Here is a 22263-nt window from a genome sequence, read left to right as displayed (position 1 = left end):
CAATAAAAAAGCGGCCACAGAGGGCCGCCAGAGCGATTCGTGTAGTGCGCTAAACTTATCAGGCCGACTGCGCCAGGTCTACCTGGCCATTATAAGTACTGTGGATCCGATTCTTCCCTTCATACAGACGGGCGTGCTGCAGGCCGACGAACAGGCGTTCGCCGCGCACCGGGACGTGATCTTCACGCAATACCACGGTCAGCGGTTCGTCGTACCAGCCAAGCGGCTGCACAACCAGCTGCATGTAGTGGCCGCGCGGGCTGATTTCAAGCACCTGCACGGGCAGCGGTGAATCCAGATTGGTACGGCGGCTGACGTCAACTTCCCACGGGCGCAGGAACAAGTCCACCGGCCCCTGATACGCTGGCGTGAAGCCGAGCGGCCAGCGGTGGGCGCCAACGTGGAACTGGCTGCCGCGCACGGTCCCTTTCATACGGTTTACTTCGCCCAGGAATTCCAGCACGAAACGAGTGGCCGGTTCACGCCAGACGGCTTCCGGAGTATCGACCTGTTCAATATTCCCCTGGCTCATCACCACCACGCGGTCCGCGACTTCCATCGCCTCCTCCTGATCGTGGGTGACAAACACGCTGGTGAACTTCAGCTCTTCGTGAAGCTGACGCAGCCAGCGCCTAAGCTCTTTACGAACCTGCGCATCTAAAGCGCCAAAAGGCTCATCGAGCAGCAGAATCTGTGGCTCAACGGCCAGCGCACGCGCCAGCGCCACACGCTGTTTCTGCCCACCGGAAAGCTGTGCCGGGAAGCGATCTGCCAGATGGGATAGCTGCACCATCTCCAGTAAACGCGTGACCTTTTGTTTAATTACCGCTGACGACGGGCGTTCGCGGCGCGGCAGCACGGTCAGGCCAAAGGCGATGTTGTCGAACACCGTCATATGACGAAACAGCGCATAGTGCTGGAAAACAAAACCTACCTTACGGTCGCGCGCGTGAATTCGGCTCACGTCGGTGCCGTGGAAGCTAATGCGCCCGCTGTTCTGGTGTTCAAGCCCCGCGATAATACGCAGCAGCGTCGTTTTACCGGAGCCAGATGGCCCCAGCAGCGCCACCATCTGGCCGGATGGGATATCCAGTGAGATATCGTTCAGCACCTGGGTGCGACCAAAAGATTTCTTAATATTGGCTATCTCAATGCTCATGATTTCCCTCCTGTTGCAGGCGTTTTTCCTGATGGTTCAGACGCCACTGCAACGCACTCTTCAAAAACAGGGTAACAATAGCCATTAGGGTTAACAGCGCGGCGGCGGTAAACGAGCCGACGGTATTGTAATCCTGCTGGAGTAATTCGATCTGCAGCGGCAGAGAGAACGTCTCGCCTCGAATTGAACCGGAAACGACCGACACCGCGCCAAACTCGCCGATGGCACGGGCGTTGGTCAGCACTACGCCATAAAGCAGCGCCCAGCGAATGTTGGGTAGCGTAACGCGTTTAAACATCTGCCAGCCGGATGCGCCTAGCAAAATCGCCGCCTCGTCTTCGTGGCTCCCCTGGCTCAGCATCACCGGTACCAGTTCGCGCACGACAAACGGGCAGGTCACGAAAATCGTCACCAGCACCATTCCCGGCCAGGCGAACATAATCTGGATGTTGTACTCGTCAAGCCAGCCCGCCAGCGGGCCGTTTGAGCCGTAAAACAGCAGGTAGACCAGGCCGGCAACTACCGGTGAAACCGCAAACGGAATATCCAACAGCGTCAGCAGCAGCTGGCGGCCAGGGAAGTTGAATCGCGTAACCAGCCAGGCCAGCAGAATGCCGAACACCAGGTTTACCGGCACGGTAATCAGGGCGATCATCACCGTCAGCCAGATGGCGTGCAGCATGTCCGGGTCGGCGATATTTCGCAGGGCGGGCATCAGCCCTTTTGAGAAGGCTTCGGCAAAGATTGAGGCGACGGGCACCACCAACAGCAGAAACGAAATCAGCACGCCGAGGCCTATCAGCGTCCACTTGCCCCAGTTAAAACCGGTACGACGATAGCTTTTCAATTCAGTTACGTCCGTCATCAGTGACCTACCACGCGCCGACCAAAGCGACTTTGCAACGTGTTAATGGTGAACAGCAGCAGCAGTGAAGCGGCCAAAATCACCGAGGCGATGGCGCTTGCGGCAGGGTAATCAAACTCCTGCAGGCGCACGAAAATCATCAGCGACGTCACTTCCGTTTTCCAGGCGATGTTCCCGGCGATGAAAATCACCGCGCCGAACTCGCCGAGGCTGCGGGTGAAAGAAAGCGCTACGCCCGCCATCAGCGCGGGAGAAAGCTCGGGCAGAATCACGCGGCGGAAGCTCTGCCAGCGGGTTGCGCCCAGCGTTTCGGCGGCTTCTTCGTATTCCGGGCCAAGCTCTTCAAGCACCGGCTGAACGGTGCGCACCACAAACGGAATGCTGGTAAAGGCCATCGCCACGGCAATACCCAGCCAGGTATAGGTGACCTTAATGCCGAACTGCGCTAACCACTCGCCGTACCAGCCGTTAACCGAAAACAGGCCGGCAAGCGTCAGGCCTGCAACCGCCGTCGGCAGTGCAAAAGGCAGATCCATTAACGCGTCCAGCAGGCTGCGGCCCGGAAACTGGTAACGCGTTAATATCCACGCCATCAGCATGCCGAACAGGCCGTTGAACACCGACGCCACGCCCGCTGAAAGCAGCGTGACTTTGTAGGCCGCAACAACCTGCGGATTGGTGATGACTTCCCAGTACTGCGACAGCGTCATTTCAGACAGCTGCATCACCAGCGCGCTTAGCGGCAGGAGCAAAATCAGGCAGACAAACAGCAGGCTGGTGCCGAGGCTTAGGGTAAAGCCCGGCAGCACGCGCTTTGAGGCAACAGCAAACATTACTTATGCCCCGCCGCAATCAGCTTGTCGAACTCGCCGCCGGTCGCAAAATGGGTTTTCATCACTTCAGGCCAGCCGCCGAACTCGTCTTCCACGCGGAACAGCTCGGTCTGCGGGAATTTATCCTTCAGCTTGTCCATCACTTCCGGGCTGTTTACGCGGTAGTAATAGTCGGTGATGATGGTCTGCGCCGCCGGGCTGTACAGGAAGTTCAGATAGTCTTTCGCCGCTTTTTCAGTGCCGTTCGCCTTCACGTTTTTATCGACCCAGGCAACCGGGAACTCGGCCAGGATATTCACTTTCGGCACCACAACCTCGTAGCCATCTTTCGCGTACTGGTTACGAATGTTGTTCACTTCGGATTCAAAGCTTATCAGCACGTCCCCCAGGCCACGCTCAACGAAGGTGGTGGTCGCGCCGCGTCCGCCGGTATCAAACACCTCAACGTTTTTCAGGAACTGCGTCATAAACTGCTCGGTTTTGGCCTTATTGCCGCCGTCAGCTTTGTTTGCCGCACCCCATGCGCCCAGATAGGTGTAGCGGGCGTTGCCGGAGGTTTTTGGATTCGGGAAAATGAGCTTCACGTCCGGACGCACAAGATCGTTCCAGTCGTGGATATTCTTCGGGTTACCTTTACGCACCAGGAAAGCCATGGTCGAGTAGAACGGCGAGCTGTTGTTCGGCAGGCGGCTTTGCCAGTCCGCCGGGATCAGGTTGCCTTTATCGTGCAGGATCTGCACATCGGTCACCTGGTTATAAGTTACAACGTCTGCTTTTAAGCCCTGTAAAATTGCCAGCGCCTGTTTTGATGACCCGGCATGAGATTGTTTTATCGTCAGCTTGTCGCCGTTATTTTCCTGCGCCCATTTTTGCTGGAACGCCGGGTTAATCGCGGCAAACAGTTCGCGAGACACATCATAAGAGCTGTTGAGCAGCTCCGTTGCCTGAGCCGAACCGGCAAGCAGTGCAGAGACAACGAGCGCGTTCCATACCTTTTTAACTGACTTAGTAGCCATTCTGCACCCTTATAAATGTGATAACGGTCATGCTTAACATGCCATCAGTTTATTTATAACGGGGAGCAAAGCTGTAACGCTTTTATATACCGTTTGGTGATTTGCAATAAGAAAGGGATATAAGACGCGGGGAAGTCATTATGGGGGGAAATGACGGATGGCGGATTACGCCTTAAACAACGTGCACACATCGCTGTCATGTCGGATGGCGCTGGCGCTTATCCGACAAACTTCACCTGTTTTTGTAGGGCGGGTAAGCGAAACGCCACCCGCCGTCAAAAGCTACAGGCTTAACAACCTATCTAAAGAAGGCGCAAAGTAGTAGCCGCCCGTCACCGGCTTGGTGAAGCGCAGCATGCCGTCGCGCTTGCCGTCGGTTTCGCCAAACATGCTCAGCAGCTGCTGTTCAATGTTATACAGGCGGGCGCAATAGGCGATGAAGTACAGGCCGTGCGTGCCGCTCGCGGTGCCGTAAGGCAGGCTCTGGCGAACGATTTTCAGCCCTTTGCCGTTTTCTTTCAAATCGACGCGGCTAAGGTGCGACGTTGCAGGGCGCGCGTCGCCGTCCATCTCTTCGTTATCTTCTTTGCTACGGCCAATCAGCATTTCCTGCTCGTTCACGCTCATGCGGTTAAGCTGCTTGAGGTTATGCTCCCAGCGCTGGACGAAGACGTAGCTCCCGCCCGCGTCCACGCCTTCGTTTATCACCGCCACTTCACGGCGATTCTCTTCGCCCTGCGGGTTCTCGGTGCCGTCAACAAAGCCGCTCAGGTCGCGATCTTCCACCCAGCGGAAGCCGTGCACTTCTTCTTCAATCGACAGCGCATCGCCAAACGCGGCAATCGCGGCCTGCGCAACGGAGAAGTTCACATCGTGTCGTAGGGAAAGAATATGGATCATAACGTCATGTTGGGTTGCGGGCGCAAGGCCTTTGCCCATCGGCGCGAAGTTCTTCAACTCTTCGGCACCCACGCCGCCGCTCAGATCGCGCCACAGGTCATAACCAAACGCCACAACCGCGCCGAGCATTGCTTCCGGGAATTTTTCCTGCAACGCGTTCAGCGACTGGTTAAAGGTTTTGCAGCCCTGACGAATAGCGTCAAAATCGCCCTGAATATTCGCTTCCAGCCAGACGGCGGCGCGACAATGTTCCGGCAAAATGCCGGTTTGAACCCGAGACATGAATCCTCCTGAAAAAAAACATGCCACATTGCGTGGCATTTATCGGCGTATCATAACCGATTACTTAAGCGCCTTCTTGAGAAGGCGCAAACCCGGCGCGGATATTTATTTACGCCAGATAATTTTGCTGACCTTCCAGTTTTTAAGCGTATCGTCGGCCGGCATCAGGCCTTCCGGGCCGCGCCACTCGCCGCTAAACAGGTAGCTGATGTGCAGGCTTTCAGGCGCTTTACACTCGACGCTTTCAGCATCATCGCCGGTGCCTTTACTACAGGCGCCGTAGGCTTTGGCATACAGGTCGCTAAAGTCTGTGCCAATCTCCACGCCGCTTTCGGTTTTGATCTCTTTATCCATCACGTCGACGCGGCTTACCGTGCCGTTTTCGCCGTTCACCACCACCATCACGGTTTTGTCGTCCATGGCTTCGAAGTAGCGAACCACGGTGCCATTATCGGTTTTCATGCCGCTGCGCAGCCGATAGTCGCCGTTTAAGCCTTCGCTAACCGCCTCTTCGTTCATCGGCGTGCTGGCATTCAGGCCGCCAACGCCCTGCTCGCTCACTTCAAGCGAGGAACCGAACCAGTTCATCGGCGAAAGGCTTGACCAGTGCATATTAGAAATCGTTGAACAGCCGCTTAGCACCAGCAGCACTCCCGGCATCATCAGACGCAAAATTTTCATCAAGAATTCCTTCGTTTTGGAGTGATTACGGGCATTGGAGTACAAACTTGCCCAAAAGTGCCCGTTTATTCATTCTGTGGGGAAAAGTAGTCGCGCAAGCGGCGGTTTGTGGACAGCCACCAAAGGGCAAATACGTCGCCGATAACCAGCGCCAGCGTCATTCCCGTCAGCGCCTCCCCTTCTAATACCAGCGTCACGTGCCAGGCGAGTACAGCAACCTGCGCGGCCATCAGGACCCAGCGCCAGGCGGCCCACAGGCGCGGCCAAAGGTGGCGACGCCCGCTGATGACAAACGCCAGCGCGGCGGGAACGCCGGGCAGCAGGCCCAACCAGAAATTGTCGCGATCGGGATAAAACAGGGCGAGCAGCGCGTCGCTCTGCTGGCGGGAAGCCGCCGCCAGCACCAGCAAAAACCAGGTTCGCGCCTGAAACAGCAGAATGCACCAGAACAGCAGAGGCGTTTTCAGATTGCCGTGAACGTCGTAATCCGAAGGGGGATATTTTAAAAGCATCAATACTCTTGGTCTTCAATCAGGCGCTTGCCGAGCATCACAACGTCCTGCTGTTCGTATTCCAGCCGCTCGTACATGCCGATTACCAGATCGTTTTCTTCGCGCACCATGATGTGGATTTTCGGACAGCCGCGCGCGATAAGCTTCTTCTCAAGACGGCTGAGCAAGGCGTTTGCAATGCCGCGCCCGCGAAATTCCGGGTGAACGCCAAGATAATACGCCGAGCCACGGTGGCCGTCGTAGCCGCCCATCAGCGACCCAACAACCTCGCCGCCCACTTCCGCAACCAAAAACAGATCCGCGTCGTGCTGCAGCTTACGTTCAATATCCATCTCCGGATCGTTCCACGGGCGCAGAAGATCGCAGCGCTCCCAAAGGGTGATCACCTCTTCGAAATCTTCCTGCCGAAAAACGCGTATTTCCATGGTATTAGCCGCTGTTGTGTGAAAACTCTGATTATGGCGTTTCCTTGCCATTAAGCCAATATCTCCCGCAAAAGCAGGTAAAAAATGGCATACTCACCGCTCATTCACGGAATGAAATGAAATGATAAACATTTCGGCCAAACGCCTGTCGTTAACGCATTGACGATACGATATAAATGCTAATCAAGAATTCATAAGATAAATAATTAGCCCCATGAGCAAAATAAAATCACTGACGCAACTCACCTCCCGTCGCCAGCTGCTGCTTACGGGATTAGCAGCCCTGACCTTAACCAGCGCAAGTAAGGCTCTGGCTCGCCAGGAAAGCAAAACGCTTAAAACCACTACGAATCACAGTAAACCGGCAAAGAAGTCCGGCGGCCGTCGCGTGGTGATGTTGGACCCAGGCCACGGCGGGATTGATACCGGCGCTATCGGGCATAACGGCTCGAAGGAAAAACACGTGGTGCTGGCGATTGCTAAAAACGTGCGCAGCATTCTGCGCAGCAAAGGGATCGATGCGAAGCTGACGCGCACCAGCGACGAATTCATCCCCTTGTACGACCGCGTTGAAATCGCCCACCAGCACGGCGCAGACCTGTTTATGTCGATTCACGCCGACGGCTTTACCAGCCCAACCGCCGCTGGCGCGTCCGTTTTCGCCCTCTCAAACCGTGGCGCCAGTAGCGCCATGGCGAAATACCTGTCGGACAAAGAAAACGCCGCCGATGACGTGGCGGGCAGCAAGGTTAAAAACAAAGATCACTATCTCCAGCAGGTGCTGTTTGACCTGGTGCAGACGGATACCATCAAAAACAGCCTCACGCTGGGTTCGCATATTCTTAAGCAAATCAAGCCGGTGCATAAGCTGCACAGCCGCAACACCGAACAGGCTGCCTTCGTGGTGCTAAAATCACCTTCTATTCCCTCGGTGCTGGTCGAAACCTCGTTTATCACCAACCCCGGCGAAGAGAAGCTGCTCGGCACAACGGCCTTTCGCCAGAAGATTGCCACCGCCATCGCCAACGGCGTGATCAGCTACTTCAACTGGTTCGATAACCACAAAGCGCACGGTAAGAAACGTTAATCCTATGAATACGCCCAATATCCACGCCGTAAAAAATTACCTGTTGCAGCTGCAGGACACCCTTTGCCAGCAGCTTGCAGCCATTGACGGCGCGACCTTTGAAGAAGATAGCTGGCAGCGCGAAGGCGGCGGCGGCGGGCGTAGCCGCGTGCTGCGCGGCGGCAGCGTTTTCGAACAGGCCGGGGTTAACTTCTCACACGTTCACGGCGACGCCATGCCCGCATCGGCAACGGCGCACCGCCCGGAACTTGCCGGGCGCAGCTTTGAGGCGATGGGCGTTTCGCTGGTCATCCATCCCATGAATCCCTACGTGCCCACCAGCCACGCCAACGTACGCTTTTTCATCGCCGAAAAGCCCGGCTGTGACCCCGTTTGGTGGTTCGGCGGCGGCTTTGATTTAACGCCGTTTTACGGCTTCGAAGAGGACGCCATTCACTGGCATCAAACGGCAAAGAACATCTGCCTGCCGTTCGGCGAAGACGTTTTCCCACGCTACAAAAAATGGTGTGACGACTACTTTTTCATCAAGCACCGTGGCGAACAGCGCGGCATCGGCGGCCTGTTCTTCGACGATTTGAATACGCCGGATTTCGATACCAGCTTTAGCTTTATGCGGGCGGTAGGCACCGGGTTCCTGGATGCGTATCTGCCAATCGTCGAACGCCGCATGGCGCTGCCGTGGGGCGAGCGCGAGCGCGACTTCCAGCTTTATCGCCGTGGCCGCTACGTTGAGTTTAATTTGGTGTGGGATCGCGGGACGCTGTTCGGCCTGCAGACCGGCGGGCGCACGGAGTCGATACTGATGTCGATGCCGCCGCTGGTGCGCTGGGAGTACAGCTATCAGCCGGAAGAAGGCAGCCCGGAGGCCGCCTTGTATCGTGATTTTTTACCGGTTAGAGAGTGGGTTTAGCGCAGTCAAAGTCGGATGGCGCTACGCTCATTCGACCTACAAAACCGGGTGCGATTTAAAGCGGAACCGTCTGCGCCTCGACCACCGCCAGCGCCACCATATTGACGATACGGCGAACGGATGCAATCGGCGTTAGCACGTGCACCGGCTTCGCCACCCCCATCAGCACAGGTCCAACCGTTACCCCTTCGGAACTCGACACGCGCAGCAGGTTGTAGCTGATACGCGCGGCCTCCACGTTCGGCATAATCAGGATGTTGGCGGAGCCTTTCAGCGGGCTGTCCGGCATGCGTTCGTGACGAATGCTTTCCACAAGCGCGGCATCGCCGTGCATCTCACCGTCAATTTCCAGCTCCGGCGCGCGCTCGCGAACCATTTCCAGCGTCTTGCGCATTTTGCAGGCCGCCTTAGAGTCAGAAGATCCGTAGTTAGAATGCGACAGCAGCGCGACCTTCGGCTCGATGCCAAAGCGACGCACCGTTTCGGCGGCCAGCAGGGTGATTTCCGTCAGCTCTTCCGGGGTTGGATCGTCGTTCACGTAGGTATCGGCGATAAAAGTGTTGCCGCTCGGCAGCAGCAGGGCGTTCATCGCGCCGGCGGCCTTCACCCCGTCGCGGTAGCCGAACAGTTTTTCCAGCACTTCGAAATGCTCGTGGTACTCGCCGATGGTGCCGCAGATCATCGCATCCGCTTCGCCACGGTGAACCATGATCGCGCCGATAACCGTGGTGTTGCTGATAACCGCCCTCTGCGCCTGTTCCTGCGTGATGCCACGACGCTTCATGATGTTGTAGTACTCGTTCCAGTACTCTTTGAAGCGCGGGTCCGATTCGTTATTCACGATCTCGAAGTCTTTGCCCGGCTGCATCTGCAGGCCAAGTTTCTTCAGGCGCATTTCGATAACCGCAGGGCGGCCAATCAGAATCGGCTTCGCGAGGCCGAGCGTGATCAGCTCCTGGGTTGCGTGCAGCACGCGCGCTTCTTCACCTTCTGCTAGCACCACGCGTTTCGGATCCTGGCGCGCCTGGGAGAAGATGGGCTTCATAAACAGGTTGGTTTTGTAGACGAATTCGGTGAGCTTGTCTTTGTAGGCTTCGAAATCCTGGATTGGGCGAGTCGCCACGCCGGAATCCATCGCCGCCTTCGCGACCGCCGGGGCGATCTGCACGATCAGGCGCGGGTCGAACGGTTTCGGAATCAGGTAATCAGGGCCGAAGGTCAGCTCCTGATCGCCGTAGGCCGAAGCCACCACGTCGCTCTGCTCGGCGTGAGCCAGATCGGCGATGGCATGCACGGCGGCCAGCTTCATCTCTTCGTTGATGGCCGTCGCGCCCACGTCCAGCGCGCCGCGGAAGATGAACGGGAAGCAGAGCACGTTGTTCACCTGATTCGGGAAGTCGGAGCGGCCGGTACAGATAATCGCATCCGGGCGCACCTCTTTCGCCAGCGGCGGCAGGATTTCCGGCTCTGGGTTCGCCAGCGCCATGATGAGCGGCGCACGCGCCATCTTCTTGACCATTTCCGGCGTCAGCACTTTCGGGCCGGAGCAGCCGAGGAAAATATCCGCGCCTTCAATCACGTCGTCCAGCGTGCGTTTGCCGTTATCGTCTACCGCATAGGCGGCCTTGGTTTCCGCCATATTCTCTTCGCGGCCCTTATAGATAACGCCCTTCGAGTCGCAGACCACGATGTTATGCTTCTGCATGCCCAGCGCCACCAGCAGGTTCATGCAGGCGATACTTGCCGCGCCCGCCCCGGAAACGACCAGGCGGATGTCGGAGATATTTTTCTCAACCACGCGCAGGCCGTTAAGCACCGCGGCGGTACAGATGATGGCGGTTCCGTGCTGGTCGTCGTGGAACACAGGAATGTTCATGCGTTCGCGCAGGGTTTTCTCGATGTAGAAACACTCGGGGGCTTTAATATCTTCTAAGTTGATACCGCCGAAGGTGGGTTCGAGGGCCGCAATCACGTTGATCAGCTTGTCCGGATCCTGCTCGTCAATTTCGATATCGAAAACGTCGATACCGGCGAATTTCTTAAACAGCACGCCCTTCCCTTCCATCACCGGCTTACCGGCCAGCGCGCCGATATTGCCGAGGCCCAGCACGGCGGTACCGTTAGAGACCACCCCAACGAGGTTGCCACGCGCGGTATAGCGGTAGGCGGCGAGAGGGTCCTTTTCGATTTCAAGACAAGGTGCCGCAACGCCCGGCGAATAGGCAAGCGCCAGATCGCGCTGGGTGGCTAGCGGTTTGGTTGGCGAAACCTGAATTTTTCCGGGAATGGGGAATTCGTGAAAATCGAGGGCACTTTGCTTTAATTGTTCATCCATTTCTTCGTTCCTTTATTGCTCATTCTCAAGGGTCGCTAAGGTCACGTAGTATCACGCCTGTGCACTTCGTAAACTTTGAACGTAACCATACTATCAACATCTGACGTCAATTTTGTTAGAGAATTATAGTGACTATGTTACCCATCATTAACGGCAAGCCCCACCCCGTCTGCTATGCTTTTTAGTTATGTATTTACCGAGTTTCCAGTGTGAGTGACACGGAGCACTCCATAAAGACAATGCATTTCAAGGAGATACAAATGAATCAGCTCGACGGCATTAAACAATTCACCACCGTGGTTGCCGACAGTGGCGACATCGAATCAATCCGCCACTATCAGCCTATTGATGCCACGACCAACCCCTCGTTATTACTGAAAGCCGCAGGACTTGAGCATTATCAATCGCTTATTGACGATGCGCTGGCCTACGGCAAAAAGCGCGGCGGCACGCAGGAAGAGCAGGTTGTTGAGGCTAGCGACAAGCTGGCGGTCAATTTCGGTGCAGAAATTCTGAAAAGCATACCCGGCCGAGTCTCAACGGAAGTTGACGCCCGCCTCTCCTACGACAAAGAAAAAAGCGTCGCTAAGGCCCGCCGCCTGGTAGAGCTTTACGCCGAACAGGGCATCGATAAATCACGCATTCTGATCAAGCTCGCCTCCACGTGGGAAGGCATCCGCGCGGCGGAAGAGCTGCAAAAAGAAGGCATCGACTGCAACCTGACGCTGCTGTTCTCCTTTGCCCAGGCTCGCGCGTGCGCCGAAGCGGGCGTGTTCCTGATCTCGCCGTTCGTGGGGCGCATCTACGACTGGTACCAGGCCCGCAAGCCGATGGACCCGTACGTGGTCGACGAAGACCCGGGCGTGAAATCCGTCCGCAATATTTACGATTACTTTAAGCAGCACAATTACAGCACCGTGGTGATGGGCGCGAGCTTCCGCCGCACCGAGCAAATCCTTGCTCTGGCGGGCTGCGACCGTCTGACTATCGCACCAAACCTTCTTCAGCAGCTGCAGGAAAGCGAAGAGCCGGTTATCCGCAAGCTGGTACCAACGTCGCAGGGCTTCCGCCGTCCGGAGCCGCTAACAGAGGCGGAATTCCGCTGGGAGCATAACCAGGATCCGATGGCCGTAGAAAAACTGTCCGAAGGCATCCGCCTGTTCGCCGTCGATCAGCGCAAACTGGAAGATCTCCTCGCCGCCAAACTTTAACAACACATTGGAGTGAAACATGTCATCTCGTAAAGAGCTTGCCAACGCCATTCGTGCCCTGAGCATGGACGCGGTACAAAAAGCAAATTCGGGCCACCCTGGCGCGCCAATGGGCATGGCGGACATCGCCGAAGTGTTATGGAACGACTTCCTCAAGCACAACCCGACCAACCCGGCGTGGGCTGACCGGGACCGCTTTATTCTGTCCAACGGCCACGCCTCGATGCTGCTCTACAGCCTGCTGCACCTGAGCGGGTATGACCTCCCGATGGAGGAGTTGAAAAACTTCCGCCAGCTTCACTCCAAAACGCCGGGCCACCCGGAAAAGGGCTATACGCCGGGCGTGGAAACCACCACCGGGCCGCTGGGCCAGGGCTTAGCCAACGCGGTGGGTCTGGCCATCGCCGAACGCACGCTGGGCGCACAGTTTAACCGCCCGGAGCATGAAATTGTCGATCACTACACCTACGTGTTTATGGGTGACGGCTGCCTGATGGAAGGCATCTCCCATGAAGTGTGTTCGCTCGCGGGCACGCTCGGCCTCGGCAAGCTGATCGGTTTTTACGATCACAACGGCATCTCGATCGATGGCGAAACCAAGGGCTGGTTCACCGACGATACGGCAAAACGTTTTGAAGCCTATCACTGGCACGTCGTGCACGAGATAGACGGCCACGACCCGGAAGCGGTCAAAAAAGCGATTCAGGAAGCGCAGAGCGTGAAGGACAAACCTTCGCTGATTATCTGCCGCACGGTCATTGGCTTTGGCTCACCGAACAAAGCGGGCAAAGAAGAGGCCCACGGCGCGGCGCTGGGTGAAGAAGAAGTGGCGCTTGCACGTAAAAAGCTCGGCTGGAACCACCCGGCTTTTGAAATCCCGAAAGACATTTATAAAGCCTGGGATGCCAAAGAAGAGGGTGAAAAAGCCGAAGCGGGCTGGAAGGATAAGTTCGCCGCCTACGCTCGCGCCCACCCCGATTTAGCCGCCGAGTTTAAACGCCGTATGGACGGCGAAATGCCAAAAGAGTGGCAGGAAACGACCCAGAAGCTGATTGAGGATTTACAGGCCAAACCGGCGAAAATCGCCACGCGTAAGGCATCGCAAAACACGCTGAACGCCATCGGCCCGATACTGCCAGAACTGCTTGGCGGCTCGGCTGACCTTGCGCCCAGCAACCTGACGATATGGTCAGGCTCTAAATCCATCAAAGAAGATCTCGCCGGGAACTACATCCACTACGGCGTGCGCGAGTTCGGCATGACCGCCATCGCCAACGGTATCGCGCACCACGGCGGATTCGTGCCGTACACCGCGACCTTCCTGATGTTCGTCGAATACGCCCGCAACGCGGCGCGCATGGCGGCACTGATGAAGGCGCGGCAGATCATGGTTTATACCCACGACTCCATCGGCCTTGGGGAAGATGGCCCGACGCACCAGGCCGTCGAGCAGCTTGCCAGCCTGCGCCTGACGCCAAACTTCAGCACCTGGCGTCCGTGCGATCAGGTTGAAGCGGCGGTAGCGTGGAAGGCGGCCATTGAACGCCACAACGGCCCAACGGCGCTGATCCTCTCCCGCCAGAACCTGGCGCAGATGGACCGCAGCCCGGAGCAGCTTAAGGCGGTTAGCCGCGGCGGTTACATTCTTAAAGACAGCGACGGCATGCCGGATATCATCCTGATTGCCACCGGCTCCGAGGTTGAAATCACCGTGCTGGCGGCGGATAAGCTCACCACCGAAGGGCATAAGGTGCGCGTGGTGTCACTGCCGTCAACGGACGTGTTTGACGCGCAGGATGAAGCCTACCGTGAATCCGTGCTGCCTTCGGATATCGCCGCGCGCGTGGCGGTAGAAGCGGGTATTGCGGACTACTGGTACAAGTATGTTGGCCTGAAGGGAGCCATTGTCGGCATGACCAGCTACGGCGAATCTGCCCCGGCGGATAAGCTGTTCCCGTTCTTTGGTTTCACCGTCGAGAACGTGGTGGAGAAGGCGAAGAAGGTGTTGGCTAAGAAAGGCTAACCGTAGCGGCGGATGGCGCTTCGCTTATCCGCCCTACAACTCATATGACGTTCGATTTTTGTAGGTCGGGTAAGGCGCTAGCCGCCACCCGACATTTTATTTCGTCACCCACAACGTCGGCCACGCGCCGCTGCCGTGCCAGCCGTCGCAGGTTGGCTCTTCGGCATAACGCACCAGGCGGAAACGCTGCCCGTCAAAACGCCAGCGGCTTGAAATTCCGCAGTCCCCTACCCCCCGCCCTTTGGCAAGCGTCGTCAGCTCTTTGTTCGTTTCGTCGTAGCCAGCGTTCATCAGCTCTAAATCCGTGTTGCCGCTGTCGGGCGTAAACGGCAGCTTCAGGTGGATCTGTCGGGCGAAAAACGGCTTAAGGCGCGACACGATCCACGCCAGGTCCACCACGTTGTACGCCCCCGCTTCGCAGCTAATCAGCATCAGCGCTTTGTCATCGCTAATCGCGAAAACGCGTACCTCGCGGCGCATCGGGTCGAGCGAACACTGGCTGTTGTTCATTCGCCACGTGCCGTAATCCAGCAGATCGTTGAGTTCATCCTGAGCGAAGGGGGTCGGCGTGGGGTTGGTGAGGATAACTTCTTTAAGCGCGGGAGCGGGCGGCACGCTGAGCGGCGGATCGTCGCCCTTTTTTATCCACGCCGTTTCGCTGCCGACGCGCTTTTGCTGGCTGTCGATAAACAGCAGCGAGGCTTTTAGCCCAACAAGGGAAATCGTCCCCTGCCCGCCCACGAGCGTAATGGCGTTGGCATCGCCGATTTTCTCAAGCAGCGCATTAATGGCCTCGGGGCTGTCGGTCACCATGTGATGCGGCGTTTCTTTCCACTTTGCCTTATCAAGCGCCAGCGGCTCGCCGTCCACCAGCAGCCGCGGCGCAATGGCTGGAGCCGTGCTTTCAGGCGTATCCAGATTGCCTAGATCGATGCGCAGATTGACGTCGGTATGCGCCCCGGCGCTGCGGGTCAGCGTCATCACCAGGCCCTGATGAAGGCCGGTATTGCGCGCCGAGCAGAAGTTCTGGTTATTGCAGGTGACCTGCCAGTCGGAAAAGGATTTTTGTGCGGGTGCAGCGATTGCGGAGCTCGCCAGAAAAAGACCTATGAGAAGAAGCGATTTCATCCGGTAACACATTAGCAGCACATATCCTGAGAAGACGAAGAGAAAAAAATAGCCAGATTTTGGCGATATCTTCGGCTTCTCAGCCCACGTGCTCAATCGGATTTATCGGATAGCTTTGTGCAAAAAACTCAACTAATAACCCGATGAAAACTATGACCTTTATTCCATGAGTTTGCGTAACTGCAGCTGCTGCAACAAAATCACCGTCTTACCGTCACGAATTTCGCCGCTTTTTATCATTGCCAGCGCCTTCGTGAAGGGGATCTCCAGCACGTCGATATCCTCATCTTCAACGCCGCCGCCCGCAAACTCGCGCTGGGCATCGGTATATTCCGCGATATAGAAATGGATGAGCTCGGTGACGCCGCCAGGCGACATGTAAAGCTCAAACAGCTTTTCGACCTCGCCCACCAGATACCCGGTTTCTTCCATCGCTTCTTTGCGGGCACAGACTTCCGGCTCGTCGGCGTCCAGCAGGCCCGCGCAGGCTTCAATAAGCATGCCGTCAACGTTGCCGTTAACCCAGGTCGCCACGCGGAACTGGCGGGTCAGGACAACGGTCTGTTTTTCGCGGTTATACAGCAGCATGGTTGCGCCATTGCCACGGTCGTAAACTTCGCGCTTGTGGCGGATAGCCTCGCCTTCGTTGCGGGACAAATCGTAGGTGATATTACGCAGGATGAAGTAGTTATCTGAGAGGATTTTATCTTTGATGACTTCGATTTTTATCGACATACGGTCTCCGCAGCGGGTTAGGGGAGCCGGTAATCATAGGCTGGAATGTGAAGCTTGTCTCGTTTTGAATGTGAACTGCCTGCAAAAACGTAGGGCGGATAAGCTCAGCGTCATCCGCCACCGCTTTGGTGGGGGCGCTACGCTTACCCACCCTACGTTCATAACATCCAGACTGTCAGAACCCGTTCTTAACCTCGCGCATATCGGGCAGCTTGTGGGCAATACCCTTATGGCAGTCGACGCAGGTTTGCCCGTCTTTGATCGCCCGATCGTGCATTTTCGCCGCCACGGTTTTCTGCGCGGTGAGATCCATGTAATCAAAGTTGTGGCAGTTGCGGCACTCCTGCGAATTGTTGTTTTTCATCCTTCGCCACTCGTTTTGCGCCATCGCCAGGCGGTGGTCGTCAAACTTCTGCGGCGTGTCGATCAGGCCAAAGGCTTTGGCATACAGCTCTTTGCTGGCCTGCAGCTTGCGCACCATTTTCGGCACCCATTCGTGCGGTACGTGGCAGTCCGGGCAGGTGGCGCGCACGCCGCTGCGGTTGTTGTAGTGCACCGTTTCCATGTATTCCTGGTAAACGTTGGCGCGCATTTCGTGACAGCTGATGCAAAACTCTTCGCGGTTGGTCATCTCCATGCCGGTATTAAACCCGCCCCAGAAGATAATCCCGCCGGCAAAGCCAATCAGCAGCAGCGTGCCCAGCGCCAGGCGGCTCGGGCGACGCCACCACTGCCACAGTCGGCGAATAAAGCCCGGCTTTTTCGATTTATCCATAGCAGCCTCTAGTTCCCAAAGCCTTTAGACGGCGTGAAGGTATTCTCCACGATAGGCGCGGCGTCTGACTGCGGCACGTGGCACTGCAGACAGAAGTAGCGGCGTGGGGCAACGTTGGAAAGCACTTTGCCGTCGCTGTCCATAAAGTGCGTCGGGCTGATGCGCGGCGCGCCGGTGGTGCGGTAATGCTCAACGCCGTGGCACTGCAGGCAGCGGTTGGTATTGGTGGTGACCTGATAGCCGTCCACGCTGTGCGGGATCATCGGCGGCTGGTTCACATAGTTCAGCGCCATGCGTTCCTGCTGCTTCGGCATACGCACCGATCCTTCCGGCGTGCCGGACACCTCCGGCGACTGGTTAAGATCGACGCCGTTTGCCGCCCATAGCGCACCGCTCACCAGCAGAGCGAACGCCGCCATCCATTGAAACAACGCCTTCTTCAGGACATGGCTTTTCATGATTTTGCTCCCGAACTCCATCGTATTGTTATTTTGAAAACATCCTCGGGGCAGACATCGATACAGCGACCGCAGTTGATGCAGTCGCGGCTCGTGACCCGCGCCGGGCTGTGTTTATCCAGTACCGGAGCGCGCAGCACCTGCTGCTCCGGGCAAACGTGAAAACAATCCATACAGCGGGTGCAGCGCTCGCGCCCGGAGGTTTGCACCTCCAACGCACCCCGACTGCCGATTGCGCCGTACAGCGCGCCGAGCGGGCAAAGGTGGCCGCACCAGCCGTGTTCAACTACCAGTAAATCGAAGACAAAGATCGCCACCAGCAGCCAGATCCCCGCCCCAAAACCAAACACCAGCCCGCGCCCCATCAGCGAAACCGGGTTTACCCACTCCCAAATCAGCGAACCGCTCAGCGCGCTGCCCGCCAGCACTATCGCCAGCAGCAGGTAGCGCAGCCAGCGGGGCAGCGTGGCGGAGGTGTTAAAACCCGTTTTACGACGCACCCACGCGGCAAGATCGGTAAGCGGATTTATCGGGCAAACCCATCCGCAGAACGGCCGCTTGCCCAACAGCGCGTAGCCCACCGCCACAATCCCCGCCCCGCCCAGGGCAAGCATCGCCGGAAGATGGCCGCTTAAAAGGCTTTGCAAAACCATCAGCGGATCGCTAAGCGGTACCTTGTCCAGCAGCAGGCTGCTGCTGTAGTTGCCGTGCAGGATCCAGATGCCCAGCAGCGGGCCGCTAAGAAACATCCCCAGCACGGCAAACTGCGCTATACGGCGCATCAGCAGCCATTTATGGCTACGCAGCCAGCCCTTTTTGGCAATCGCATCGCGCCCGGCGTCCTGCTTATGGTTTGCCATCTTTCCCCTCCAGCCAGCCGAAGCGGTAGTGATGGCCCAGCTCCCCTTTTGCAAGCGAGCGCGGCAGCACCTTGATCGCCGCCTCTTCCAGCACGCAGGCCTGTTCGCATTTGCCGCAGCCGGTGCAGGCATCGCTGTGTACGGTAGGCAAAAAGCGGGCATGTTTACCGGTGCGTGAATTGCGCTCCAGCTCAAGGGTGATGGCTTTGTCGATGGACGGACAGACGCGGTAGCAAACGTCGCAGCGCAGCCCCTGATAGTTCAGGCAGTTTTCGTGGTCCAGCAGCACCGCAAGCCCCATCCGCGCGTCGTCAATCGAAGCGACATCGCCGTCGAGCGCGCCGCTTGGGCAGGCTTTGGCGCAGGGGACGTCTTCGCACATCTCGCAGGGGATCTCCCGCGCGACGAAATAAGGCGTGCCCGCCGACAGGCCGGAAGCCAGCGTTGCAAGCTTTAGCGTGTCGTACGGGCAGGCCTGCACGCACTGACCGCAGCGCACGCAGGCGCGTGAAAACGCCTCCTCATCCAGCGCGCCAGGCGGGCGCAGCCGCACACCGCGAGCCTGCGAGGTCTGCTGTTGCAGCCCCAGCAGCACGGTGACGGCCGCAAGCCCGCCCGCTGCCCGCGCAACGTCGCGCAGAAAGCGGCGGCGTGCCGGTTGAGATTTATCGGCGCGGGACACTGCGCGTTAGACCTTCGCCAGCTTCACGGCGCACTTCTTGAAATCCGTCTCTTTCGATAGCGGATCGGTCGCGTCGAGCGTCAGGTTATTCACCAGCTGCGCGGCGTCGAAGAACGGCATGTACACCAGCCCCTGCGGCGGCTTGTTGCGGCCGCGCGTTTCGACAATCGAAATCACCTCGCCACGGCGGGAGATAACCTTCACCTTGTCACCGCGACGCAGATCGCGCGCTTTCGCATCCAGAGGATGGATAAACAGCACGGCCTCCGGGAAGGCGCGGTGCAGTTCCGGCACGCGGCGCGTCATGCTGCCGGTGTGCCAGTGTTCCAGCACGCGGCCGGTGGACAGCCACAGGTCGAATTCTTTATCCGGCACCTCGGCGGCGGGTTCAAACGGCAGCGCGAAAATCACCGCTTTGCCATCCGGCTTGCCGTAAAACTTGAAGCCTTCGCCCGCTTTCACATACGGGTCGTTGCCTTCGCTGTAGCGCCACTGGGTTTCCTTGCCGTTTACCACCGGCCAGCGCAGGCCGCGCGCCTTGTGGTAATCGTCGAACGGAGCAAGGTCGTGACCGTGCCCGCGCCCAAAGGCGGCGTACTCTTCAAACAGCCCTTTTTGCAGATAGAAGCCCAGCTCGCGTGACTCGTCGTTAAGCTGGTCCTGCGCCAGTTCGGTAAGCGGGAACTTGCTAACCGCCTCGTTGGCAAACAGCACGTCGAACAGCGTCTTGCCGCGGTATTCCGGCTTCTTCTCGACCAGCTCCGCAGGCCAGACTTCTTCGACCTTGAAGCGCTTCGCAAACTGCACCAGCTGCCAGAGATCGGATTTTGCCTCGCCCGGCGCCTGAACCTGCTGACGCCAGAACTGGGTGCGGCGTTCGGCGTTGCCATAAGCGCCCTCTTTCTCCACCCACATGGCGGTAGGCAGGATCAGATCCGCCGCCAGCGCGCTGATGGTCGGATACGGATCGGAGACAATCACGAAGTTGCGCGGATCGCGCCAGCCCGGCATACGCTCTTCATTGATGTTCGGCCCGGCCTGCATGTTGTTGTTACACATCACCCAGTAGACGTTGAGCTTGCCGTCTTTCAGCGCGCGGTCCTGCGCCACGGCGTGCAGACCCACTTTTGCCGGGATCGTGCCCGCGGGCAGCTTCCACATGTTTTCGGCGATTTCGCGGTGCTTGTCGTTGGTGACCACCATGTCCGCAGGCAGGCGGTGCGAGAAGGTGCCGACCTCGCGCGCGGTGCCGCAGGCGGAAGGCTGGCCGGTCAGCGAGAATGGCCCGCAGCCCGGTTTGGAAATCTTGCCGGTCAGCAGATGCAGGTTGTAGACGAGGTTGTTGGCCCAGACGCCGCGCGTATGCTGGTTGAAGCCCATCGTCCAGTAAGAGATGACTTTCTTGTTCGGGTCGGCGTACAGCTTCGCGAGCGCCTCAAGCTGGTCGGCAGACACGCCGCTCATCTCTACGGTTTTCTCAAGCGTGTACTCGGCAACAAACGCTTTGTACTCTTCGAAGCTCATCGGCTCGGAGGCATCGGACCCCGGGTTTTTCGCCGCTTTTTCCAGCGGATGCGTTGGGCGCAGTCCGTAGCCGATATCCGTCACGCCCTTGCGCAGGTTAACGTGCTGCTTGAAGAAGGATTCGTTGATCGCATCGTTCTGGATGATGTAGTTGGCGATGTAGTTGAGGATCGCCAGATCGCTCTGCGGCGTGAACACCATGCCGTTATCCGCCAGCTCGAAGCTGCGGTGCTGGAAGGTGGAAAGAACGGCGACGTTGACGTTTTCATCGGACAGGCGGCGGTTGGTGATGCGCGACCAGAGGATCGGGTGCATCTCCGCCATGTTGGAGCCCCACAGCACGAAGGCATCGGCCTGCTCGATATCGTCGTAGCAGCCCATCGGCTCATCCATACCGAAGGTGCGCATGAAGCCCACAACCGCAGACGCCATGCAGTGGCGCGCGTTCGGGTCGATATTGTTGGAGCGGAAGCCTGCTTTGAACAGCTTGGCGGCGGCATAGCCTTCCCAAACCGTCCACTGTCCGGAACCGAACATGCCGATGGCGTCTGGCCCTTTGGCTTTCAGGCTGGTTTTAAACTTCTCTTCCATGATGTCGAAGGCCTGCTCCCAGCTAACGGGGGCAAACTCGCCTTCTTTACTGTAGTGACCGTCCTTCATGCGCAGCAGCGGCTGGGTCAGGCGATCTTTTCCGTACATGATTTTTGGCAGGAAGTAGCCTTTGATGCAGTTCAGGCCACGGTTGACCGGCGCGTCCGGGTCGCCCTGGCTTGCCACGATTTTGCCATTCTGCGTGCCGACCAGCACGCCGCAGCCGGTGCCGCAGAATCGGCACGGCGCTTTATCCCACTTGATGGCATCTTGCTTGCCGACAACCGCGCGCGCCACGCTCGGCACGCTCAGGCCTGCCGCCGCCGCGGCTGCCGCGACGGCGTTCGCTTTCATAAAGCTACGACGACTGAGTTTCATGGTGTTTCCTCACCTTGCTCATCCTGCTGGTGGTAAACCAGCGACACCGCCAGCACGTTTGCAATGTTGCGTGCCGACTCAATTTGGCGAAGCAGCGCGTCGCTGCGCGCGGCCTCCATGACCACCACCAGCTTGCCGTTATCGGCATCGCTCGCGGCGACCTCGCTGCCAGCAAGCGCGCTTAAGGCGGCGCTCACGGCAGGAATATGTTGTGGGTGTGCCTGTACGACCAGGCCACAGACGTGCCAGCTAGTTTGCATCGGCGTGCCTCATGGTGAGTGCAGAAACAGGACAACCGGCAATACAGCCCCCGCAGGCGTTGCAGGCGGAGCGGTTGAGCTGCGGAAAAGAGATCCCCTGCGCCGTCGGGCGAAAGGTGATGGCCTGGGTTTCGCAGGCGTCCTGACAGCTGCGGCATTCCACCCCACTTCTGGCAACGCATCTCTCGGTGATAAACAACACGTGCTCCCAGGGCGACGTTTCACGCGCGTGGAATAGCTGCTGCGGGCAGGCATCGGCGCAGGAATAGCAAAAAGTACATTCGCCCTTGCTGAAATCGACCTCCGGATAGCCGCCGCGGCCACGCTTCAACACGCGGGTTTCACAGACCGGCAGGCAGGCGTCGCAGCGCACGCATTCAATCAGGAAATGGGATTCATCCCCGCTCCAGGGAGGGCGAAAAGCCGGTGCATCGCTGCGCCAGCTTCCGGTAAGTAATCCACGTCGGGACAGTTCGGCCATTAACGACATCCTTGCTTCACAATCGCCAGCCCCATGGGCCTGAGACCGGCAAAAACATCACTGTTATTTCCGTAGTCTTCTACGGTTTTTTATTGAGGGTTACGTTATGTGACAAAGGGGTAATTACGGCATCCCCCTAAATGGGTAAATGC

Annotated in this window: 22 protein-coding genes; 4 read left to right on the top strand and 18 right to left on the bottom strand. The window is 57.9% G+C overall.

Annotated features, from left to right (window positions below):
• Positions 1-58: 58 nt before the first annotated feature.
• From cysA to ACSPHG_RS06130, 8 genes are all read right to left on the bottom strand, one after another.
• The gene (gene cysA, locus ACSPHG_RS06165; protein ID WP_435952626.1) at positions 59-1159 is read right to left on the bottom strand and encodes a sulfate/thiosulfate ABC transporter ATP-binding protein CysA; all 1101 of its coding nucleotides are present in this window, start codon (positions 1157-1159) and stop codon (positions 59-61) included.
• Entirely contained in the window at positions 1149-2024 is an 876-nt protein-coding gene (gene cysW / locus ACSPHG_RS06160) for a sulfate/thiosulfate ABC transporter permease CysW (protein WP_435952625.1), read from the bottom strand. The genes cysA and cysW overlap by 11 nt, the downstream gene beginning before the upstream one ends.
• Positions 2024-2857 carry a sulfate/thiosulfate ABC transporter permease CysT gene (gene cysT / locus ACSPHG_RS06155; RefSeq protein WP_435952624.1) on the bottom strand — a complete coding sequence of 278 codons (834 nt, stop codon included), beginning with the start codon at positions 2855-2857 and terminating at the stop codon, positions 2024-2026. Before cysT ends, cysW begins: the two co-directional genes overlap by 1 nt.
• Positions 2857-3873 (bottom strand): sulfate ABC transporter substrate-binding protein, encoded by a 1017-nt coding sequence (locus ACSPHG_RS06150; RefSeq protein WP_435952623.1) that lies wholly within the window; start codon positions 3871-3873, stop codon positions 2857-2859. The genes cysT and ACSPHG_RS06150 overlap by 1 nt, the downstream gene beginning before the upstream one ends.
• Positions 3874-4155: 282 nt before the next feature.
• Entirely contained in the window at positions 4156-5055 is a 900-nt protein-coding gene (locus ACSPHG_RS06145; RefSeq protein ID WP_435952622.1) for a Dyp-type peroxidase, read from the bottom strand.
• Between the two features lie 105 nt (positions 5056-5160).
• On the bottom strand, positions 5161-5736 hold the full coding sequence (locus ACSPHG_RS06140) for an RpoE-regulated lipoprotein (RefSeq protein WP_435952621.1): 576 nt from the start codon (positions 5734-5736) through the stop codon (positions 5161-5163).
• A gap of 65 nt (positions 5737-5801) precedes the next feature.
• Positions 5802-6248 carry a DUF2919 domain-containing protein gene (locus ACSPHG_RS06135; RefSeq protein WP_435952620.1) on the bottom strand — a complete coding sequence of 149 codons (447 nt, stop codon included), beginning with the start codon at positions 6246-6248 and terminating at the stop codon, positions 5802-5804.
• Positions 6248-6673 (bottom strand): GNAT family acetyltransferase, encoded by a 426-nt coding sequence (locus ACSPHG_RS06130; RefSeq protein WP_435927359.1) that lies wholly within the window; start codon positions 6671-6673, stop codon positions 6248-6250. Before ACSPHG_RS06130 ends, ACSPHG_RS06135 begins: the two co-directional genes overlap by 1 nt.
• Positions 6674-6887: 214 nt before the next feature.
• On the opposite strand from ACSPHG_RS06130, the gene amiA reads away from it, so the two are divergent.
• The gene (gene amiA, locus ACSPHG_RS06125) at positions 6888-7760 is read left to right on the top strand and encodes an N-acetylmuramoyl-L-alanine amidase AmiA (protein WP_435952619.1); all 873 of its coding nucleotides are present in this window, start codon (positions 6888-6890) and stop codon (positions 7758-7760) included.
• 4 nt (positions 7761-7764) lie between these two features.
• Positions 7765-8670, top strand: coding sequence for an oxygen-dependent coproporphyrinogen oxidase (gene hemF, locus ACSPHG_RS06120; protein ID WP_435952618.1), 906 nt, complete (start codon positions 7765-7767; stop codon positions 8668-8670).
• Positions 8671-8725: 55 nt separating this feature from the next.
• Here hemF and maeB read toward each other — a convergent pair whose 3' ends face one another.
• Positions 8726-11005 carry an NADP-dependent oxaloacetate-decarboxylating malate dehydrogenase gene (maeB, locus tag ACSPHG_RS06115; protein ID WP_435952617.1) on the bottom strand — a complete coding sequence of 760 codons (2280 nt, stop codon included), beginning with the start codon at positions 11003-11005 and terminating at the stop codon, positions 8726-8728.
• Positions 11006-11265: 260 nt separating this feature from the next.
• Here maeB and tal point away from each other — a divergent pair, with 260 nt between their 5' ends.
• A complete protein-coding gene (tal, locus tag ACSPHG_RS06110; protein ID WP_435952616.1) occupies positions 11266-12216 on the top strand; it encodes a transaldolase in 951 nt (316 codons plus the stop codon).
• Positions 12217-12235: 19 nt separating this feature from the next.
• The gene (tkt, locus tag ACSPHG_RS06105; RefSeq protein ID WP_435952615.1) at positions 12236-14239 is read left to right on the top strand and encodes a transketolase; all 2004 of its coding nucleotides are present in this window, start codon (positions 12236-12238) and stop codon (positions 14237-14239) included.
• A gap of 96 nt (positions 14240-14335) precedes the next feature.
• Here tkt and ACSPHG_RS06100 read toward each other — a convergent pair whose 3' ends face one another.
• The 9 genes from ACSPHG_RS06100 to napF form a co-directional block, all read right to left on the bottom strand.
• The gene (locus tag ACSPHG_RS06100) at positions 14336-15379 is read right to left on the bottom strand and encodes a DUF1176 domain-containing protein (RefSeq protein ID WP_435952614.1); all 1044 of its coding nucleotides are present in this window, start codon (positions 15377-15379) and stop codon (positions 14336-14338) included.
• A gap of 147 nt (positions 15380-15526) precedes the next feature.
• The gene (nudK, locus tag ACSPHG_RS06095; protein WP_435952613.1) at positions 15527-16102 is read right to left on the bottom strand and encodes a GDP-mannose pyrophosphatase NudK; all 576 of its coding nucleotides are present in this window, start codon (positions 16100-16102) and stop codon (positions 15527-15529) included.
• A gap of 175 nt (positions 16103-16277) precedes the next feature.
• On the bottom strand, positions 16278-16877 hold the full coding sequence (gene napC, locus ACSPHG_RS06090) for a cytochrome c-type protein NapC (RefSeq protein ID WP_435952612.1): 600 nt from the start codon (positions 16875-16877) through the stop codon (positions 16278-16280).
• Positions 16878-16885: 8 nt separating this feature from the next.
• Positions 16886-17335 carry a nitrate reductase cytochrome c-type subunit gene (gene napB / locus ACSPHG_RS06085; RefSeq protein ID WP_435952611.1) on the bottom strand — a complete coding sequence of 150 codons (450 nt, stop codon included), beginning with the start codon at positions 17333-17335 and terminating at the stop codon, positions 16886-16888.
• Positions 17332-18195: a quinol dehydrogenase ferredoxin subunit NapH gene (gene napH / locus ACSPHG_RS06080; RefSeq protein WP_435952610.1), complete on the bottom strand. Its 864-nt coding sequence runs from the start codon at positions 18193-18195 to the stop codon at positions 17332-17334. Before napH ends, napB begins: the two co-directional genes overlap by 4 nt.
• Positions 18182-18877 carry a ferredoxin-type protein NapG gene (gene napG, locus ACSPHG_RS06075; protein WP_435952609.1) on the bottom strand — a complete coding sequence of 232 codons (696 nt, stop codon included), beginning with the start codon at positions 18875-18877 and terminating at the stop codon, positions 18182-18184. The genes napH and napG overlap by 14 nt, the downstream gene beginning before the upstream one ends.
• A 6-nt stretch (positions 18878-18883) precedes the next feature.
• Positions 18884-21370 carry a nitrate reductase catalytic subunit NapA gene (napA, locus tag ACSPHG_RS06070; protein ID WP_435952608.1) on the bottom strand — a complete coding sequence of 829 codons (2487 nt, stop codon included), beginning with the start codon at positions 21368-21370 and terminating at the stop codon, positions 18884-18886.
• Positions 21367-21630 carry a chaperone NapD gene (gene napD, locus ACSPHG_RS06065; protein WP_435952607.1) on the bottom strand — a complete coding sequence of 88 codons (264 nt, stop codon included), beginning with the start codon at positions 21628-21630 and terminating at the stop codon, positions 21367-21369. Before napD ends, napA begins: the two co-directional genes overlap by 4 nt.
• A complete protein-coding gene (gene napF / locus ACSPHG_RS06060; protein ID WP_435952606.1) occupies positions 21620-22111 on the bottom strand; it encodes a ferredoxin-type protein NapF in 492 nt (163 codons plus the stop codon). The genes napD and napF overlap by 11 nt, the downstream gene beginning before the upstream one ends.
• Positions 22112-22263 lie beyond the last annotated feature (152 nt).

The sequence above is a fragment of the Dryocola baronae genome (assembly GCF_051297175.1).
GTDB lineage: Bacteria > Pseudomonadota > Gammaproteobacteria > Enterobacterales > Enterobacteriaceae > Dryocola.
The sequence above is the reverse complement of the archived record's forward strand: the minus strand, read 5'-3'. Positions and strand labels throughout refer to the sequence as shown.

Bases quoted from the DNA above. Each gene is read 5' to 3' on its own strand.
- cysA (WP_435952626.1), bottom strand. From the start codon at position 1,159: ATGAGCATTGAGATAGCCAATATTAAGAAATCTTTTGGTCGCACCCAG.
- cysW (WP_435952625.1), bottom strand. From the start codon at position 2,024: ATGACGGACGTAACTGAATTGAAAAGCTATCGTCGTACCGGTTTTAAC.
- cysT (WP_435952624.1), bottom strand. From the start codon at position 2,857: ATGTTTGCTGTTGCCTCAAAGCGCGTGCTGCCGGGCTTTACCCTAAGC.
- ACSPHG_RS06150 (WP_435952623.1), bottom strand. From the start codon at position 3,873: ATGGCTACTAAGTCAGTTAAAAAGGTATGGAACGCGCTCGTTGTCTCT.
- ACSPHG_RS06145 (WP_435952622.1), bottom strand. From the start codon at position 5,055: ATGTCTCGGGTTCAAACCGGCATTTTGCCGGAACATTGTCGCGCCGCC.
- ACSPHG_RS06140 (WP_435952621.1), bottom strand. From the start codon at position 5,736: ATGAAAATTTTGCGTCTGATGATGCCGGGAGTGCTGCTGGTGCTAAGC.
- ACSPHG_RS06135 (WP_435952620.1), bottom strand. From the start codon at position 6,248: ATGCTTTTAAAATATCCCCCTTCGGATTACGACGTTCACGGCAATCTG.
- ACSPHG_RS06130 (WP_435927359.1), bottom strand. From the start codon at position 6,673: ATGGAAATACGCGTTTTTCGGCAGGAAGATTTCGAAGAGGTGATCACC.
- amiA (WP_435952619.1), top strand. From the start codon at position 6,888: ATGAGCAAAATAAAATCACTGACGCAACTCACCTCCCGTCGCCAGCTG.
- hemF (WP_435952618.1), top strand. From the start codon at position 7,765: ATGAATACGCCCAATATCCACGCCGTAAAAAATTACCTGTTGCAGCTG.
- maeB (WP_435952617.1), bottom strand. From the start codon at position 11,005: ATGGATGAACAATTAAAGCAAAGTGCCCTCGATTTTCACGAATTCCCC.
- tal (WP_435952616.1), top strand. From the start codon at position 11,266: ATGAATCAGCTCGACGGCATTAAACAATTCACCACCGTGGTTGCCGAC.
- tkt (WP_435952615.1), top strand. From the start codon at position 12,236: ATGTCATCTCGTAAAGAGCTTGCCAACGCCATTCGTGCCCTGAGCATG.
- ACSPHG_RS06100 (WP_435952614.1), bottom strand. From the start codon at position 15,379: ATGTGTTACCGGATGAAATCGCTTCTTCTCATAGGTCTTTTTCTGGCG.
- nudK (WP_435952613.1), bottom strand. From the start codon at position 16,102: ATGTCGATAAAAATCGAAGTCATCAAAGATAAAATCCTCTCAGATAAC.
- napC (WP_435952612.1), bottom strand. From the start codon at position 16,877: ATGGATAAATCGAAAAAGCCGGGCTTTATTCGCCGACTGTGGCAGTGG.
- napB (WP_435952611.1), bottom strand. From the start codon at position 17,335: ATGAAAAGCCATGTCCTGAAGAAGGCGTTGTTTCAATGGATGGCGGCG.
- napH (WP_435952610.1), bottom strand. From the start codon at position 18,195: ATGGCAAACCATAAGCAGGACGCCGGGCGCGATGCGATTGCCAAAAAG.
- napA (WP_435952608.1), bottom strand. From the start codon at position 21,370: ATGAAACTCAGTCGTCGTAGCTTTATGAAAGCGAACGCCGTCGCGGCA.
- napD (WP_435952607.1), bottom strand. From the start codon at position 21,630: ATGCAAACTAGCTGGCACGTCTGTGGCCTGGTCGTACAGGCACACCCA.
- napF (WP_435952606.1), bottom strand. From the start codon at position 22,111: ATGGCCGAACTGTCCCGACGTGGATTACTTACCGGAAGCTGGCGCAGC.